Here is an 18000-nt window from a genome sequence, read left to right as displayed (position 1 = left end):
AACCGTCGAAGGACGGCACAATCGCATCAAAGCGTACCAGCGCCGCCACTACTTCACACGCAATCGCATTTGCTACAAAGCTGGCATTTTAGTCGAATGCAATCGGCATCGCTTATCTGGCTGAAAATATCAACCACTGATTTTTAGATTGAGCCATTTTAGATATGAATTAATTGATCGATGCGGACATACGCCTTGGAAAGAACGACATGCAAGAGATGTATTTAAAACATTATTACTTAAAGAATTATCCAGATAAGAAAAGCCTTCTTATGAACCCAAAGGGAAAGGAAAAACATGAAAACAAAGATCATTTTATTCTTACTTGGATTAGTGATTTTAACCAGTTGTGCAGCTCATGGGAATCAGCAAGTTCGGGTTAGAACACCTACGGAGCAGGAATTGGAACGTTTTTTAAGTACAGAAGGAGTTAAAGCATTAGCAGTAAAAAACTACAAGGATCATGCAATTATTCTAGGCGATCACTCTGTTTACACCTTGTCCATAACAGCAGATAACGAATTTCAGTATGTAGGAAGCTCATGGAGTGGCGGGCCTGACCGGATAGATGTAACGGCTGTTGCACAGGAAACACCTTTTATTGGGGTTATCATTCATCGAAATGATGTACTGGAGAACGGCAACAAAATGAAAATAATCTTTGCGGACGGAAATTCAGTTGAAGAGATTATGCACCATGAAAAAGCTTATATTGTCGATCATCCCCTTGGAAAACAGACCAATTCCTCAAAGGCTATAGTAGAAGTATTTAATGAAAAAGGCGAAATGATATATAGTTCGGATATTCATAAAAATTGATGTATTTTTGGAAGGTGAGATCATTATGTTATCTATTTTTTTCATGATATTAGTCATTTTAGGGCTAGTCAGTATAGATCAATCTCTTAGGAAAAAATTGAAGAATGATGAGAGGATTATTAACCGACTTGATTTGTTGTGGAGAGAAATTAACAAAAGCAATGAAAAAATGTGAGTATGGAGGTAACTCTGCATGAAAGCAATTGGCTTCGACTTAGGGGATACGTTAATTTATTATCGCAATGTTCAGGCCAGTTGGACAGACCTCTATGAAAAGTCGCTCACAAAGCTCTTGCAGGATATGGGTATGGATCATAACTGCGAATTAATAGAAGCTGCAGTCCAAGTTTTAAAGAAGTTCAATACGAGAATTAATCCTAGAGAATATGAAGTAAAGGATACTGATATTTTTCAGGAAATACTCCAAGAATGGGGAATAAATAAGGATATAAAGCAAACGATCCATACGTTCTTTAGTTTTTTTCAAGCAGGGTCAGACATGTTTGACGACACGATACCTATTTTAAAATATCTAAAAGAACGAAACATAAAAATCGGAATTCTTACCGATGTACCTTATGGCATGTCTAGAGAATTGGTGATGAATGATCTTGCAGGATTTGAGCAATACGTGGACGTTCTGATTACATCGGTGGAGGTAGGATACAGAAAGCCGCGGAGCGAAGGATTTATTCAACTGGCCCATCAATTGGGATGTCATCCTGAACAGATGAGTTACGTGGGTAACGAAAGAAAGGATATTGTGGGGGCAAAGCTAATAGGGATGAAAGGGGTACTCATCAACCGGGAACGATTAGATATAGATTGGGGACAAGATGTAACGGTTACAGAACTTCATGAGATAGAGAAATTATATAAATAACTCAGGAGGTATTCATGGAAGAGATAAAGTTAAAATATATAAAATATTAAGGAAAAATACCCTGATATCGAAATACAACAAATCAACTCTAACCTGACGGATGGTCTCCACAACGATGTGATCATAATCAATGATAGGGATGTTTTTCGTTTTGCCAAACACGATTTTAGTAAAAGCCCCTACATAACGAATACAAGGTGCTTCAAATGGTTAAACCATTCGTTGATATGACTGTGCCGGATTTAGACATAATTGATGAAGGAGTTTCAAAATATACCTATATTAAAGGCAAGCCTATTTATCGAAATATGGACTTGTATTCAAGAATTGAAACAAAATTATTCCCCCATATGAAGAGTTATGTTATGGAGTGCGTTCGAGACATCTTTAATCCTATTTTTAATCATACGAATTTCCTTGATTACACCCCAACCTTAATACATGGAGATTTAGCCCCTTACCATATCATTGAGGAATCAAATGAAGTTGTGGGGATTATTGATTTTGGTGTGTCAGGCTATGGCGATCCTGCTCATGATGTTAGTGTTATTCTTGATACATTGGGAGAGGGATTCATCAAGAAATTTAGTAAGTATTATAAAGGCACTGAATCATTTATTGATAGATCCAGGTTTTATGCCAACGTCTCTTCAATTAGATGGGCACTGATCGGATATGAAAATAATGATGTATCATGGCATCTTAACCATCTGTTTACGGCAAAAGACATAAGTCCTTATAAAGATAATTTGCAGGTACCTTTTAATAAAGTCCCATATATTGCTACTTTCACGCTGCAGGGCTTGATTTGTCCTCAGATTGAGAGGCATTTTGGAGAAGATGATTCAGCAAAAACAGGCAACCCTGTACTGGATAAGTCATTAATCCGGCGCTGCGCGTTAAGACACATAAAGAGCGAGGAAAAAGGCATCCGGCGCTTACGTGCCATAAGCCTCGGGCTTGTGAATGCGGGAACGTAAAGTGAAATTGAAACAAGCTATTATTTTATGGGAGGTTTCAGAGATGCCAACAGAAATCATAAAAAAACCAGAAGATGTTCTTACAATGTTGGATTCATTAATGAGAGAGCCAGCACCATTTTGGAATCAATTTTATAGTGATAGGACGAAGAGAATCCCTTTTTTTGTAGAATATCCTGATGAGAATTTGGTTTCTTATATTGAATCTGGAATGTTAAACAAAGGACGAATGTTAGAATTGGGATGTGGGCCTGGAAGAAATGCAATTTACGCAACGCTCAATGGATATGCCGTAGACGCCATAGATATATCGGAAGAAGCAATAACCTGGGCTATGGAACGAGCGAAAGAAAAGAATATTATTATCAATTTCGAATGTAAATCTGTGTTCAACCTACAATATATGGAAGAGTTTGATTTCGTTTATGATTCGGGCTGTATGCATCATTTGTGGCCGCATAGGAGAGTTGGATATATTCAGATGATATATAATGCTCTCAAATCTAAGGGGTATTTCGGATTAACTTGCTTCACTCCAGGATTTACTGAGATAGGTGGAGCATTTGAACTCTCTGATTGGGAAATTTATCGGGAAAGAAGTATGAAAGGCGGGCAAGCCTATAGTAAAGAAAAACTGATAGATATTTTAGGGGATTATTTTGATTTAATCGAACTCAGAGCGATGAATGAATGTAACGATCTAGACATGAAATTCGGTGTACCTTTTTTATGGGCTGCTCTATGGAGGAAGAAATGAAGTGGTAATAACTCAAGGAAGGTTCAACTTCACCTAAACTTTCGCCTGTATAGAAGGGAATGAAAATCAATGAAAAGCTATCAACTCTCAATTATTTTCTCGAGTATTATTATCGGAGTGTCTTTAGTAATAGGATGTATAGTGTTAGCTAATGCTATTGAACAACAAAAAACCAATGAAAAATTAGATGTATCGGAACCTAAAGAAACCGTATTAATGGATATAAAGCAAGCTGCAAATTACTTGAATTTGAGTGAAGAACAGGTGGTTGATATAATACAATCCGAAGAAAAAACATTACAAACAATGGGGTCTTTTTCGGGGGGAATGTTTCCATACATGAAAATTAATGAAAAAATCTATATCAGTAAAAATGATTTGCAGAAATGGATAAATGAATCAACCACTGAAAGACGCCAATATATTAACGGGATAGTGACACGTCAGTAACTTAAGATTACTTGAAAGGTTTCGCATCAGCTAACGCAGGTTCACGCACCGGGCTTTCGCAATCGGTCCAGTAATGCTATGGTGAGAAGTGAAAGCTGGCAGCCATGCCTACGGGTTCGTGAACACAACAACGTTATAAGAAATCGCGAAAAAATGAGGAGAAAATATGTTTGGATTCTTCAAGAAGAGGATTACATTAGAAGATCAAATTAACACTCTTAATGAGCTCGGAATCCGTTTAGAAACTACTATTTCTATTGATTATTTGTTTGAATACTTCGATCGAGAAGAGTATGAACAGGATCCGTACTACACATTGTTGACAGTCATGGGTGGAGAATTTTGCAACGAAAAAGATGAATTAGTTATCATTTCTAATGATGTATGGCATTTCGATATGGAATGTGTTGAAGATGAAGATATTTATGCTGAACTTTCTAATAAGGAATATAACTGGGAATTAGAATATAATTATGATTGGTTTGATATTGGCTTTGTTGAGAAGTTTTCTGATTTATGTAGTGAATTGCAGTTAGAAGAACGTTATATATTTTTGAACCTAGAACAAGACTGCATTATAAGTTTCTGCACTTTAGATCAGTATAAGAAGTTAAATAAATTGATGAAGTATAAGTTTGAATTTATGGCGTAGTCAGGAAGGCGTATGCAATTGGGGTAAGTATTTTTTCATTAGATTTAAGGGAGTGTTCTCGATGAAAATAGGTTTTTTAATTATTGATATGCAATCAATCCATCTAGAGAATCTAGAAAAGAAAATAATAGATCGAGCTTGCGAGTATATCAATTATGTGTCAGATTTGCTTCGTTCGAATGATCATGTTGTCATACATGTTCAAGACATTGAAGGTCTTAAAGAATCAAATAGAGATTTATATAATAGTGTTCCAGAAATTCAAATCGAAGAAAAAGACCTGATACTAACCAAAGAAAACTCGAATGCATTTTGGAAGACAGAATTAGAACAAATTTTATTAAAGCAAAGTGTAGAGTTAATAATCATTTCAGGATTTGCCGCAGAGCATTGCGTCTTATTTACCTATAACGGAGCCATTGAAAGAGGATTTAAACCTGTACTATTACAAAATGGAATTTTAAGTAATAATAGTGATGTGATAACTTCAACCTACCGGGATAGGAATTTGATTTCTTATCCTGTCATTGAATATTTGTCACAAACATATTAAAAAATAACCTGAACAGGTGAATATGGATCTAAATTAAAGTGCCCCGCAAATACAAGGAGTTGGAGGCAGTATGAATCGAATATTGGTTATTGGATCAGGCGGATCGGGCAGCTCAACCTCTCGGTGAATACACCACGAAATCAAACTCGTTTCTTATGTAGGATAAGCCGCCAATTTTGACGGTAAACGGCGTAAAGCGTTGGATGGAGCCACCGCAATTCACCACGGCTCCGTCTTTTTTGCGGATGATGATGCGAGCCTGCAAGAGAGCGGCGGTGAACAGTTCAATGTCTGTATCTAAACAACCCATAATTCGTGCAATTCCGCCTTTCTTCCAAAATACTTTCTTCTATAATATAGGTACCTATTCGCTAAGTTGATGGATAATCCTTCCGGGGATTTCAGAGTCCTGGAGCTGCCGGGCGTTTCGTGAACAGCCGCCGGAGTTTTTTTCGCACCTTTTTTATGATGGAGCCCTCAAATCAGGTATGATACTATTAATTTATCTTGAAATCGTCTTCATTATTACATGGCAACGGCGGTGATGGGGTGAAGCGCTTTCTTTTGAATCTGTCAAGGAGATACACCCGCAAGCTGGGGAATAAGCTGGGATTGGCTTTTTCGCTCATTGTCTGTGTGCTGATTCTGGTGCTTGCCACCGTGTCTTATTACCGAACAACCTGGATTATCAGGGACAATTACATTTCCAATACGGCTAAAGAGCTGAAGCATATGAACGAAAGTCTGGAAGGCTATGTGGCGCAGATTGATGCGCTGTCGCTGTCGTTCAGGCGGGATGACAACTTTATGGAGGCGCTGATTAACGACGAAGAGGATTTTTCAAGCCGTCTCTATATCGAGAACCAGCTAAGGAACCTGTTCTTTTCCTCCAGCAGAGATATCGCTGCTGTCTCCTTGTATATTCCGCGGACCGGGGCCGAGTACACCATATCGCGGCTGACGGATTCGCCGAAGCTGGAAGTCGATTACCCTGAATATATCATGTCGAACCCGTGGTTCAAGGAGGCCAGCTCCAGAGCCAATACGTTCCGCAGCATCAAACCGCCGCTGCAATCATCCTGGGCGTATAATACGGATAACAAGCCGCTGTTTTTCACTTTTCATAGGGCACTCATAAATATTCCGAGCCAGAGGCCCTTGGGTATGGTGTCCATCACGATCAACTCCGCTTACAGAGATAAGATGATTAACGATATTCTGGAGCAGAACGCCGAGACAATCGCGATTTTTGACCGGAATAATACTTCCTTTTATAACAGCAATCCTAAGACTTTAAGCAATGAAGCCGATTTGGTTCAATCCATTGACTGGACGAAGCCGGAAGGCTATCTGAACTGGAATAGCGGCAAGCAGGATTTTCTCGTCATGTACGACGTTTCGCCGGGCGACGGCTGGAAGCTGGTTAAGCTGATCTCCACTAATGCCTTGAACGAGCGGGCCATGAATACGAGGAATCTGGAGTTTTTAATTGGATTGGTCTTTTTGCTGATCGGCACACTCCTCGTCACGTTTGCAACGAAAACGATTACACGTCCGCTGAAACGGCTGTCGAAGCAGATGGAAAAGGTCGGCGGCGCGAACTTTGATGTGATGATTGAAATTAACGGTAATGATGAGATCGCCTATCTTTCGAAAAAATTCAACGCAATGGTTGCCAAGATCAACGATCTGATTAATGAAGAATATAAAGCCAAGCTGGGCGAGAAGACCGCGCGCATGAAGGCGCTTGAAGCGCAGATTAATCCGCATTTTTTATATAACGCCCTGCAGACGATTTCCACGGAGGCGCTTGTTCACAGGGTTGATCATATTGACCGGATGGTGCAGGCGCTGGCTTATATTTTGCGGTATTCGATCCGGACCGGCGATAACGTGAATCTGTCCCAGGAAATGAAAAACGTCGAAAGCTATGTGATGCTCCAGCAGGCCCGGTATGGCGAGAGGTTATCCGTCAAGATCGAGCTGGATGAAATAATCGCTGATATCCCCATCCCCAAAATGGCCGTTCAGCTTCTGGTGGAGAATTCGATCAAGCATGTTCTGGAGCAGACGCTGGACCCCGTATTGATCAGAATTCGGGGTTGTTTCAGGGAAGGCCGGGCCATTATCGAGGTCAGCGACAACGGTCCTGGCATTCCGGAAGCCCGGCTCAAGGAACTGCAGGAGCTGCTGCAGAAGGAGAACTGGATGAGCGGGCAGCAGGGGAGCATCGGGCTGAAGAATTTATCCGAGAGATTAAAGCTGTTAATCCATAGTGACGCCAGGCTGGAAATCCGCAACCTTCCGGAGGGAGGGACATCCGTACAAATCATCATTCCTGTGGAGGCTGGAGGGATATACCCATGAGCAAACAATCGGGAGGGATCTTGGCATGTATAAGGTGTTGATTATCGATGATGAGCGTCCTGTCCGGACGGCGATCCGGCTCGCCGGAGAGTGGGAGAAGCTTGCGGTGTCCGTGATCGCGGAGGCCCCTGAGGCGCATACGGGACTGCGGCTGCTGGAGGAGTGGCAGCCGGATATCGTTCTGGTTGATATCAAGATGCCCGTCATGGACGGCATGGAAATGCTGCGCAGAGCGAGTGCCCGGCACCCGGAAGTCAAATATATCATCATCAGTGGCTTTGACGAATTTGAATACGCAAGGCAGGCCATCCAGTACCGGGTATTGGATTATTTGCTGAAGCCGGTTGACAAGGTGGAGCTGAACCGGTCTTTGGGCGAGGCGGTCCGGCAGCTGGACGAAGAAAGAAAGGACCGGGAGATGCAGCAGCGTCAAAGCATGATGAACAATTTGTCGCTGCCCCTGTTCAAGGAGAAACTGCTGACCATGATTATCGACGGCGACCGCATCCATCCCCCGATTCTTGAGGATTACAAGAAGCTGACCTCTATGACGAAGCAGCATGTACTTTACGGCTGCGCCATCATTCAGGTGCTTAATTTTGATGAGGTGTGCGCTTCCAAATTTAAGGGAGACTCGTTCTCTTCTTATTTTGCATTAACGAATATGATTGACGAATGCTGCGCTCCCTGGAGCCAGGGCTTCAGCTTCCGAAGCTACAAGACCGATCATGAGATTATTGTCGTACTCGAAATCGGCACTCGTCCGGAACCCAAGGTGTACAGCGCCGCTAAAATGACAGAAGTTATCCACGCTTTGCAGACCTTGTTCGGCTTTGCTTCCATCGCCGGGATTGGCGGTTTTTCGGCTTCCTTTGAAAAGCTCGGAGAGTCCTACAGCGAAGCCCATGCCATCAAGTCCAGCATCAACATCCTTAAATGCGAGAACCGGGTGTTCACGGAAATCCAGACCGGACGCAGGGCAGAATGGTCTTCTATTATGAACAAAAGAGAGCTGCTGATCCGTGCCTTCGAGAGCGGAAATATCGAGTTTACCCGGGGGATTGTGGGCGGGTATTTTGAGCTTATTAAGCAGACCGGCTATTTCAGCATGGACGACGCGAGAAAAGCCGCCGCCGAATTTATCCTGATGATCGAGGATATTGCGGCTCAGCTTGGCATCGCCGAAGACTCACAGGGAAAGCCATTATCCTACGGAACCGTCGCTGCCTACCCTACGTTCGAGGATTTTAGCGAATTTGTGTTTCGCGTCATTTCGCTCGTGTTCGACAGAATTCAGGCCGGTCTGAAGAATTCGGAAGCTTTCAACATTATCCGCATTAAGAACTATATCGACGACCATTTTTTTACCGATATCCATTTGACGATGTTCTCGGAGCAGTACTATTTAAGCAAGGAGTATCTATCCAGGCTCTTTAAAGAAAGATTCGGCTACGGCATCTACGAGTATGTGCTCAAGGTGCGAATGGACCGGGCCAAGGAAATGCTGGATGATCCTTCCATCAAAATCCAACTCGTCTCTAGTAAAGTCGGCTTTAACGACAACGCTTATTTCAGCAAAGCCTTCAAGAAATACACCGGCCTGTCGCCAAGCGACTACCGTAACCTGACGCTGCAATCCAACAAGAGCATCTGAGACGGCTGTATAGCTGTAAGTACCGCGCCCGGAAATCCGTTGTGAGGGCCATGTTCGGAGTTCAGGATATTCCTATAAATGCTTCATTTTTGTACATTACAATCGGAACGGCTTCGCGTTATTCTGTCATAGAGGAGCCTCAGGATGAAAAAGAAACCGGCATTCAACGTGCTAAGTTGGATTTTTATGGCCGCTGTATTCACAAGCTGTTCGATTGACGGAGGCAGTTATTCTGCGGAAACCCAGGATGTCAGTACACAGGCCCACCCGGTCACCTTAAAAATGTTCACCTTTGGCGAAGGATTGTCGGAGCAGCTCCATGATATGGCGGACAAATATCACGCGCGGCATCCAGAAGTTACCGTAGAAACGGAGCTGATTTCCAACGAATACGATTCGGTCCTCAAGACAAAGCTGAATTCCGGCGATGTGCCGGATATTTTCATGACTCAGGGCTATTGGGCGAACGAGACATATAAGGATATCGTGGTGGAGCTCACCGGTGAACCGTTCCTGAATCAGATTAAAGCCAGCGCCCTGAAAGCCGCCGAATTGGATGGCAAAATATACGGAGTTCCCGTCAGCACCCAATCGTATGGCTTCATTTACAACAAAAAGGTGTTCGACGATGCCGGCATCGACACCCTGCCTACAACCTATACCGGGCTGGAGGAGACGGCCAAGCGCCTAAAGGCTAAAGGCGTTACGCCGTTCGCCAACTCATTCAAGGAATGGTGGGTGTTCAAGCATATCGCATCCCAGACTCTTGCGGCTGAAGAGGGTGTTTATGCGCAAACGGCGCAGGAAATTTCGGAAGGAACAAAGACCTTTAAGGATTTGCCGCTGTTTGGCCGGACCTTCGATATGACCGATCTCATGGTCAAGTACGGCAGCGATAAGCCGCTGGAGACGGATTACGGCACAGGACTCGCTATGGTGGCTGAGGGCAAGGCGGCTATGATCCATAACGGGAACTGGGCGGAAGGCGATATGCTGAAAGCGAACCCGTCTGCCGAGATCGGCTTTTTTCCGGAACCGGTCGGAGACGATCCCTCCAAAGCGAGGCTGATGGTCGATTCCTCCGTGCTCCTTCGTATCAGCAACAGCTCCAAGCATATAGATGAAGCGAAAAAATTTCTCGATTACATCGTTACCGATTATATCAAGCAATACGGCTGGCACGGCGAGGTCCCGGTCGTGAAGGGCGGCGCGGTGCCTGACGGACAGCTTGCGGCTGAGACGATTCGCTATATGAACAAGGGGGAGACTTACCCATGGGTCCAAGGATATTGGCCGGATGGCTTTGATACGGAGCTGGGGGCGCTGTTTCAGGAATACGTAGCGCAGGTTAAGACAAAGGATCAGGTGCTTGACGAATTGACGAAGGCTTGGGTGAAGCTGGTGAAGGCTGCGAATATGTAAGGAGGTGAATTCCGCAGCCGGGCGTGATGCTTTGGTGATATGGTTATCCACTCCATTCAAAAAGGGAGGACACTAGGGGATGCAAAAAAAGAATAGAAAGCGACTACATCGTGTAATGGCCTCGATTATGGCGCTAAGCCTGATCCTGCCTGCATTCGGCTCGGGTTCGGTAATGGCGAGGAACAGCGAGTTCACGCGAAAGGGCTCGGGGCCGATGTACTGGATCACGTATGAGCATCAATGGACCCAGAACACCTTCATGCCGGAAGACCGCTGGAAAGCGAACATCGACTGGATGGCGGAAAATTTTCAGCCGTACGGTTATGATATGGTCAGCACGGACGGATGGATTGAAGGGGCCACGCTATTAAATGAGAACGGTTATATCGTTTCGCATAACAATAAGTGGATGACCGAACCGCTGGGCTCGGGCAATGACGATACGGGACCCGTATACGGAGTGGTCAACGGTAATTTCAGCGCTCCCGAGACCCAGGGCTGGACCTTTACCGGACCGGCCTCCCACGGGCGGAATACCGATAACGGCAATGATTCCTTGTATACATGGCTGGATGATCCCCACAAGGAGACCGTCAGCCAGAACGTTTATCTGAAGGATACGGGCGTGTACCGGCTGAGCGCAAAGGCGAAGACCAAGAACGGAATGTACACGGATGGCGTCCCGGCCTTCATGAAGATCAAGGGCTATGATGCCGCCGATCCGGAGGCTGAAACCGTAACCGCCATTACTTATGAGGATTGGACGGATTACAGCGCCCAGCTGAATATTACCAATCCGAACGTGTATCTGGAATTTTCCTATGATGCGTTAGCCAAATCGAAGAGAAGCGCCGGGCTGGACCTTGACGATGTGAAGCTTGAGAAGGTTGAGGATGAGGTCGATACCTCGAACCATGCGGTGAATGGCGATTTCGAGCAGGGCGATTCTGTAGGCTGGACATTCGGGGAAGGATTTCTGCACGGAACCAATAATGACGGACCGGGAGATCAATCCCTGTGGACCTGGTCGAATGACGCCAATACGGTTCAGTCCATCAAGCAGAGTATTACTCTGCCCAGTGGCAAATATCTGGTAAAAGCGAAGGCGAAAACCAAGGACGACATGATTAAAAACGGGGCAACCGCCGTCTTCCGTGTCAATGGATACAATTCCGCGGTTCCGGAAGCGGCTCTGGTCAAAACGGTGACCAGCCAAAGCTGGACGGACTACTCGATCGAGGTCGATGTAACCTCGGGTTCGCTGAACTTGGAATTTGCCGCCGACCCTAAGGGTAAATCGGACAGCACGGGAATTGACGTGGACGATGTGGAGGTCAAATGGATCGGACCGAATGACTGGCAGGGCTATCCTTCCGAGGTTTATCCTGACGGCCACACCTGGAAGTATTGGGGAGATTACATCAAGAGCAAAGGCATGAAACTGGGGATTTACTATAACCCGCTGTGGGTCACCCCCGAAGTGCTGAAGCATCCGGACAAATACCATGTCACTGTAAAAAATGACGACGGCACCACCGAGCAAATTCCGGTAGCCAGCCTGGTTAAGACGGAGCCGTACAATCTCGGCAACGGCAAGCAGCTGAACGGCGACCGGTTTGACGGCGGACAGGGCGCCGACCAGGCGCTGTACTGGCTGGACGTCAACAAGAAAGGCGCCAAAGAATACCTTCAAGGCTATATCAAATTCTTGGCCGAGCAGGGAGCCTCGTTCCTGCGCGTCGATTTCCTGTCCTGGTATGAATCGGGCTACGATCAGGGCCTTGGCCAAATCGGAACGGGCCATAACTCGGACACGGAATACGCCAAAGCGCTCCAGTGGATGGACGAAGCATCCGCCGACAATCATGTGTTCCTCAGCCTGGTTATGCCGGACCTGAAGGGCCATGCCAAATACGAGCAGCAGTTCGGCGATATGATCCGTATCGACGAGGACGTATTCGCAGGCGGCTGGGATCATACCAGCGGACGCCGCCAGAACTGGACTCCCGGCTGGTCGCAGTGGGCCAATTCGTTCCAGGGCTTTACCGGCTTCTCCGATATTTCGGGCCGGGGCTCGATGATTAATGACGGTGACTTCCTGCGCCTGAACACCTACACCGGCCAATACGCCGACAACGAGCGGAAGACGGCCTTGTCTCTGTTCACGATCGCGGGCTCTCCGATTACGATCGCCGACCAGTACGACACCATCGGGGATAACGCCAAATTTTATCAGAATCCCGAACTGATCGAACTGAACAAATCGGGATTTGTAGGGAAGCCGATTTACTATTCCGAAGAACATTACAAGAACAATGCCAGCCGCGACAGCGAGCGGTGGGCCGGACAGCTGCCGGATGGAACGTGGGCCATTGCCCTGTTCAACCGCAGCGACGAATCCAAAGCGCTGTCCATGGATTTCACGAAGGAGCTTGGGCTGAGTGACGGAGCGTATGTACGCGATATCTGGGAGCACCAGGACCTTGGATATAAAAAGGCATACTCGAAGACCCTTGAACCGCATGACAGTGTCGTGCTGAAGCTTATTCCGAAGACAGCTTCCAAGTCATATCAGGCGGAAGTGGCTGCGTATCAAGGCGGAGCGATCTTCGGTAATGAGGCGGCGGGATATCAGGGCTTTGGCTACATCGGCGGGCTGGATAACAAAGACGCCAAGCTGACCTTTGCTGTCAGTGTTCCGCAGGACGGTGACTACCCGCTGAATGTCCGCTACGCAAATGGCAATGAAGCGGACAGCCCACTTACGGTATCTGTAGAAAATGAGGCTGGCAGCGCGGTCGATTCGGATACGGTCGCTTTCAAGAGTCTCGGCAAAGGCAGCTGGGATAAATGGAGCAGCGCGGAAAAGACGGTTACGCTGAAAAAAGGTACGAATCTGATCACCCTGAAGCAAACGGAGGACAGTGCGGGTTCCGTTCATATCGACTCCATTTCGTTCAGTTCCGGAACCGGCCAATTGATTAACGGTGATTTCGAAATGGGCAACGAAACTGGATGGACAGTGGATACGCACGGCACCACGATATGGCATGGCGTGGATACCAATGATGCCTATGCAGGCCGCAAGCAGTACCTGTATTCGCCGGATGCCGGAGGAAAAGCGACATCCCAGCAGAAGATAACCAGTCTGAAGAACGGGCATTATACGCTGTCCGCTATGGTTAAGCTGATGCCGCATACCGATCCGACATTTGCGGGCGGAACAGCAAAGATGATCATTTCACAGCCGGGCAAAGACGATGTGGCCGTTAATATTACGCCAAGCCTCAAGGATGGAGTTCCATCAACAGGCAAGGCGAAATGGGAAGCGGCTGATTTTGAATACAAGGAATTCAAGGCCGAAGCCGATATCACGGAGCAGGAAGCGACTGTAAAATTCATCCTGGAAGCGCCCAAGGCGGATACCTCCATGCAGATCGACAACGTGAAATTTGCATCCGAGGAAGCGGTAACTGAAGCGCCGGCGGTGGCCTTGTACAATCCGGGCTTTGACGAAGGATTCACCGGCTGGAGCCGCACGAATATGACGCATCAGGCGATTGCCAAAGACGGGGACAACGCTTTCGCCAGAATCGGCGGAGCCAGCGCTTATTCCTCCGACATCTGGCAGTTCCGCAATGCGCCGGCAGACGGTGTATATCAATTATCGCTGAAGACCCGTAAGACCGGGGACTTTGATAAGGCTGAGGTGTATGTCAGCTATTCCGGGGGCATCAAGAAGCTTGATATTCCGGCCGGCGCGGAATTCACGGAACTGAAGCTGCCGAATCTTCAGCTGTCCATGAACGAAGTGGTTAAGGTAGGCGTGGTTTCAGAGGGTAAAGCGGGAAGCCTGCTCGATATCGACGACTTCAAGCTGCAGAAGGACAATGACCAGCAGTTTAAGGACGTTACGTTCGTTAGCAGTCTATCGGAAAGCGATCCGTATCAGGTATCTGCCGATGGACGGGCGGTGGTGTTGAATTCGCAGGGCAGCGCGAAGGTGAAGCTTGAATTTGTAAAAGCCGATACGGCCAAGGTATGGATGGAGCCGACCGGAACCTTTGCGAAGAAGGACACCTTCGTTGTCGACAGCGAGCAGGGAACGGTGAGGCCTACCGTTAAGAATATGGAAGACGAGGGCTATATTCTGATTCAGACCGATGCCATGAGCGTGCGCGCCTACAAGTCGCCGTTCCGCCTGGCCTACTATGATGCTTCCAACACGAAGCTTTTGTCCGAGCAAATTGGCGGCGAAGGCTTCGGGTATGACGGAGACACCGGCGTATACAGCGAGATGTCCCTTGCGCCGGACGAACATATCTTTGGACTTGGTATGGACCGGGACGCGCAGTCATTCGACCGCAGAGGCAAGAAGGTCGTCATGGACAATGCGATGACCGGAGGCTACGGCGGCAATACATCCGACGTCTCCAGCACCTTTTTTACCAGCACGAAGGGGTACGGTTTGTACTTCGACAATACGTACGAAAAAGCGGCCTTCGATATAGGGGCGGCGGATGAGAGCAAATACAGCTTCAGCGCGCCGAACGGGGAAATGCTGTATTATTTCATCGCTGGCGAGAACAACGGTTCATTGAACAGCATTATGAAGAGTTTCGGGGGCCTGACCGGCACCGCTCCGATTCCTCCGATGTGGACGCTGGGCTACATGCAGTCCAGATACGGTTACAGAAGCTGGAACGAAGTGGACGGCATCGTGGACACCTTCCGCGATAAGAATATTCCGCTCGACTCTATGGTGCTGGATGTGTACTGGGCCAAGAAGAATCATTATTTCGATATGACCTGGAACGACGATCCTGCGCAGGACTTTACGAATCCAAAGGCAAACATGGATGAACTGAAGGGAAAAGGCGTCAGCATCGTAACCATCGTCGATCCTTACATCCAGGTTACGGCGTCCAATTTTAAAGAGGGCGACAGCAAAGGCTATTTTGTCAAGGACGCTTCCGGCAAAACGGTCCTTTATCCGGCTTGGTACGGCAAAGCGGGACTGATCGATTTCACTAATCCCGAAGCGGCCAAGTGGTACAGCTCTCAGGTGAAAAAGCTGCATGATGCCGGTGTAAAAGGCTATTGGATCGACCTTAACGAGCCGGAGCAGCCGACCGATTCGGTTAGAGACCAGTTTGCTGCGGGCAGTGCGGCGGAAATTACGAACGTGTATGCACTGAATGAGGCAAAAGCGTTCTATGACGGCCAGCGCGGCTACACCGGCGACCGTGTCTGGACGCTGGCAAGATCGGGCTTCACCGGCATCCAGCAGTACGGCACCACCGTCTGGAGCGGAGACATCAATTCCAGTTGGGAATCTTTCTCGCATCAGCTGCAGCTCGGCTTAAGCGCGGCGGCATCGGGCATTTCGTATTTCACTAACGATACCGGCGGCTTTGTCGGCAAGCCTACGCCCGAGCTGTATACCCGCTGGATGCAGGCGGCTTCGCTGATGCCGGTTTTCCGGTCCCATGTGGCTCTGGGCGATAACCCTTCGGATCCGACCAATATCAGAGAGCCGTGGGCGTTCGGAGCCGCAGCGGAAGCTTCAGTAACGAAAGCGATCAACCAGCGCTATCAACTGCTGCCGTACATTTATTCAACAGCCAAGCAGACGGCGGACGGCGAAACTTCGCTGATGAGACCGCTCGTTATGGATTACGCGAACGACAGCAAGGTTTATAACATTCAGGATGAGTGGATGTTCGGCGGTTCCATTTTGGCCGCTCCTATTCATCAAGAGAAAGCAACGGAAAGAACGGTCTACCTGCCAAGCGGAACCTGGTATGACTGGAACTCCGAGCAGCAGTTTACCGGCGGCAAGGAAATTACGTACAATGCGGACCTGAACACCATTCCGATGCTGGTGAAGGAAGGAGCCATTATTCCGACTAGAGAAGCGCAGGATTTCTCCGAACAGACTCCGGCAAGCGAATTGACGCTCAAAGTGTATCCGTTAAGCAGCGGAGAGACATCAGGCTTCACGCTCTATGAGGATGACGGCAAGACGTATGCTTACGAGAAAGGTCAATCGGCGGCAACCGAGATCAAGGCAAATGCGCAGGATGACAAAGTGACGCTGAATATCGCCGCGATGAAGGGCAGCTACACAGGCAAGGTCAACCAGCGGGTGTGGTCCTCCGAAGTGAAGGTCGGTGCCGAAGGCAAGACGGTCTATTCCGTCAAACGGAACGGCAAAGAACTGACGGAGGTTAGCTCCCAAAATGCCGTGAACGCAGGCCAGGATGTATGGTACTACGATATGGCCGCCCGCAAGCTGTATGTCCGAACGGCGAAGGTTGCGACTTCGGAGGCTCAGCAAATTACAGCCGCGCTTACCACGGACGGAACCGCGAACATCAAAGACGTGACGCTGGACGCCGCTATGCACCGCGCAGGCAGCGCCAAGGATGTGCAGATCGCCGTTAATACGGCTAACATTGCTGACGGAACGGCCGTCAAAGCGGTCCTGCTGAAAAACGCCCTGCCCTATGAGGGAGTTCCGGCTGCTTCCGGCTCCATTGCGGGGGGCAAGGCCAGCCTGACCCTGCCGCTTCCGGCCACGCTTCCCGCAGGACCGTACCAGATCCGGGTCGAAGCCGGAAGCGCATCGTATACGCTGGATTACACGGTACTGAAGCGAATGGAAGACAGCTTCAAGATGGAACCGTCATTTAACATGAATAAGCTTGAAGCCGGCAAATATCTGGACGCCAAGGTCAAAGTAACGAATGCCTTGTCCGAAGATAAACAAGTGATGATTATCGCCGCATTTTACGATACGAACGGCGGACTGAAGATGGTCAATCACGCCTACAGCTCTTCACTTGTTAAAGCGGGCCAGACCCTGCAGCTTAACGCGGGCTTCCAGCTTCCGTCCAGTGTTGCAGGCTATAAAGTCAAGCTGATGGTCTGGGAAGGCGAGGATCTGCTGAACACCACCATGATGCCGCTTGCCGACGTAACCGAGCTGACCCCTTGAACAACTATTAATGAAGGAGACAAACAATGAAGAAAAGCATAGCCGTACTAATCATGGTTCTTCTCCTGTCTACGTTCTGGCAAGCATTGGCTGCCGCTTCCGAAACCGTCTGGTTTACGGATGTCTTGGCAGGCGCGGACGCGTCCACTAAGCAGGCAACGGTTACGGGGAAAGTGGTGTCTGGAGCCGGACAGCTGGTGACACTGAAGGTGGTAGAACCCGGCGGCCAATTTTTTCTGGACAGCGTAAAAAGCGGAGACGGCGGGGTGTTCACTTTTAAATGGAATATTTCCGCCGAGGGCAAGTATGAGGTGCAGATCGGCGCAGAGAACAGCGGCACTCCTTATAAAACCAGCTTTACCTACGGACTGGCGCCATCTCCGACTGGAACCCCGACTCCTACTCCGACCCTATCCCCAACCCCGGCTCCATCAACGGGTCCGGGTTCGGGAGGCTCGGGTGC

12 protein-coding genes and 1 pseudogene are annotated in these 18000 nt (G+C 47.9%); 12 read left to right on the top strand and 1 reads right to left on the bottom strand.

Going from position 1 to position 18000, the window contains the following annotated elements:
• The first annotated feature begins 297 nt into the window (after positions 1–297).
• The 7 genes from L691_RS0126650 to L691_RS0126615 all read left to right on the top strand — a co-directional run bounded on the left by L691_RS0126650 (position 298) and on the right by L691_RS0126615 (position 5094).
• On the top strand, positions 298–819 hold the full coding sequence (locus L691_RS0126650; protein ID WP_025693241.1) for a hypothetical protein: 522 nt from the start codon (positions 298–300) through the stop codon (positions 817–819).
• A gap of 193 nt (positions 820–1012) precedes the next feature.
• Complete coding sequence (locus L691_RS0126640) at positions 1013–1702, top strand: HAD family hydrolase (protein ID WP_025693240.1); 690 nt, start codon at positions 1013–1015, stop codon at positions 1700–1702.
• A 206-nt stretch (positions 1703–1908) separates the two neighbouring features.
• Entirely contained in the window at positions 1909–2682 is a 774-nt protein-coding gene (locus tag L691_RS30325; RefSeq protein ID WP_025693239.1) for a phosphotransferase, read from the top strand.
• Between the two features lie 43 nt (positions 2683–2725).
• Complete coding sequence (locus tag L691_RS0126630) at positions 2726–3439, top strand: class I SAM-dependent methyltransferase (protein WP_025693238.1); 714 nt, start codon at positions 2726–2728, stop codon at positions 3437–3439.
• 69 nt (positions 3440–3508) lie between these two features.
• Positions 3509–3889 carry a helix-turn-helix domain-containing protein gene (locus L691_RS0126625; protein WP_025693237.1) on the top strand — a complete coding sequence of 127 codons (381 nt, stop codon included), beginning with the start codon at positions 3509–3511 and terminating at the stop codon, positions 3887–3889.
• 166 nt (positions 3890–4055) lie between these two features.
• On the top strand, positions 4056–4541 hold the full coding sequence (locus tag L691_RS0126620) for a hypothetical protein (protein ID WP_025693236.1): 486 nt from the start codon (positions 4056–4058) through the stop codon (positions 4539–4541).
• A 61-nt stretch (positions 4542–4602) separates the two neighbouring features.
• Entirely contained in the window at positions 4603–5094 is a 492-nt protein-coding gene (locus L691_RS0126615) for a cysteine hydrolase family protein (protein ID WP_025693235.1), read from the top strand.
• A 112-nt stretch (positions 5095–5206) separates the two neighbouring features.
• On the opposite strand, the gene L691_RS0126610 is transcribed toward L691_RS0126615, so the two are convergent.
• Positions 5207–5404, bottom strand: a complete 198-nt coding sequence (locus tag L691_RS0126610) for a hypothetical protein (protein WP_025693234.1) — start codon at positions 5402–5404, stop codon at positions 5207–5209.
• A 239-nt stretch (positions 5405–5643) separates the two neighbouring features.
• On the opposite strand from L691_RS0126610, the gene L691_RS0126605 reads away from it, so the two are divergent.
• From L691_RS0126605 to L691_RS30320, 5 genes and pseudogenes are all read left to right on the top strand, one after another.
• Positions 5644–7461, top strand: a complete 1818-nt coding sequence (locus L691_RS0126605) for a sensor histidine kinase (RefSeq protein WP_025693233.1) — start codon at positions 5644–5646, stop codon at positions 7459–7461.
• 25 nt (positions 7462–7486) lie between these two features.
• A complete protein-coding gene (locus L691_RS0126600) occupies positions 7487–9115 on the top strand; it encodes a response regulator (RefSeq protein WP_025693232.1) in 1629 nt (542 codons plus the stop codon).
• A 144-nt stretch (positions 9116–9259) separates the two neighbouring features.
• Entirely contained in the window at positions 9260–10537 is a 1278-nt protein-coding gene (locus L691_RS0126595; protein ID WP_025693231.1) for an ABC transporter substrate-binding protein, read from the top strand.
• Positions 10538–10616: 79 nt separating this feature from the next.
• A complete protein-coding gene (locus tag L691_RS0126590; protein WP_025693230.1) occupies positions 10617–17537 on the top strand; it encodes a TIM-barrel domain-containing protein in 6921 nt (2306 codons plus the stop codon).
• Between the two features lie 26 nt (positions 17538–17563).
• Positions 17564–18000: pseudogene (locus L691_RS30320) on the top strand (hypothetical protein); the annotation flags it as partial.

The sequence above is a fragment of the Paenibacillus zanthoxyli JH29 genome, assembly GCF_000520715.1.
Classification (GTDB): Bacteria; Bacillota; Bacilli; order Paenibacillales; family Paenibacillaceae; genus Paenibacillus_AQ; species Paenibacillus_AQ zanthoxyli.
Note: the sequence above shows the minus strand (reverse complement) of the source record. Positions and strands in the feature narration are given on the sequence as shown.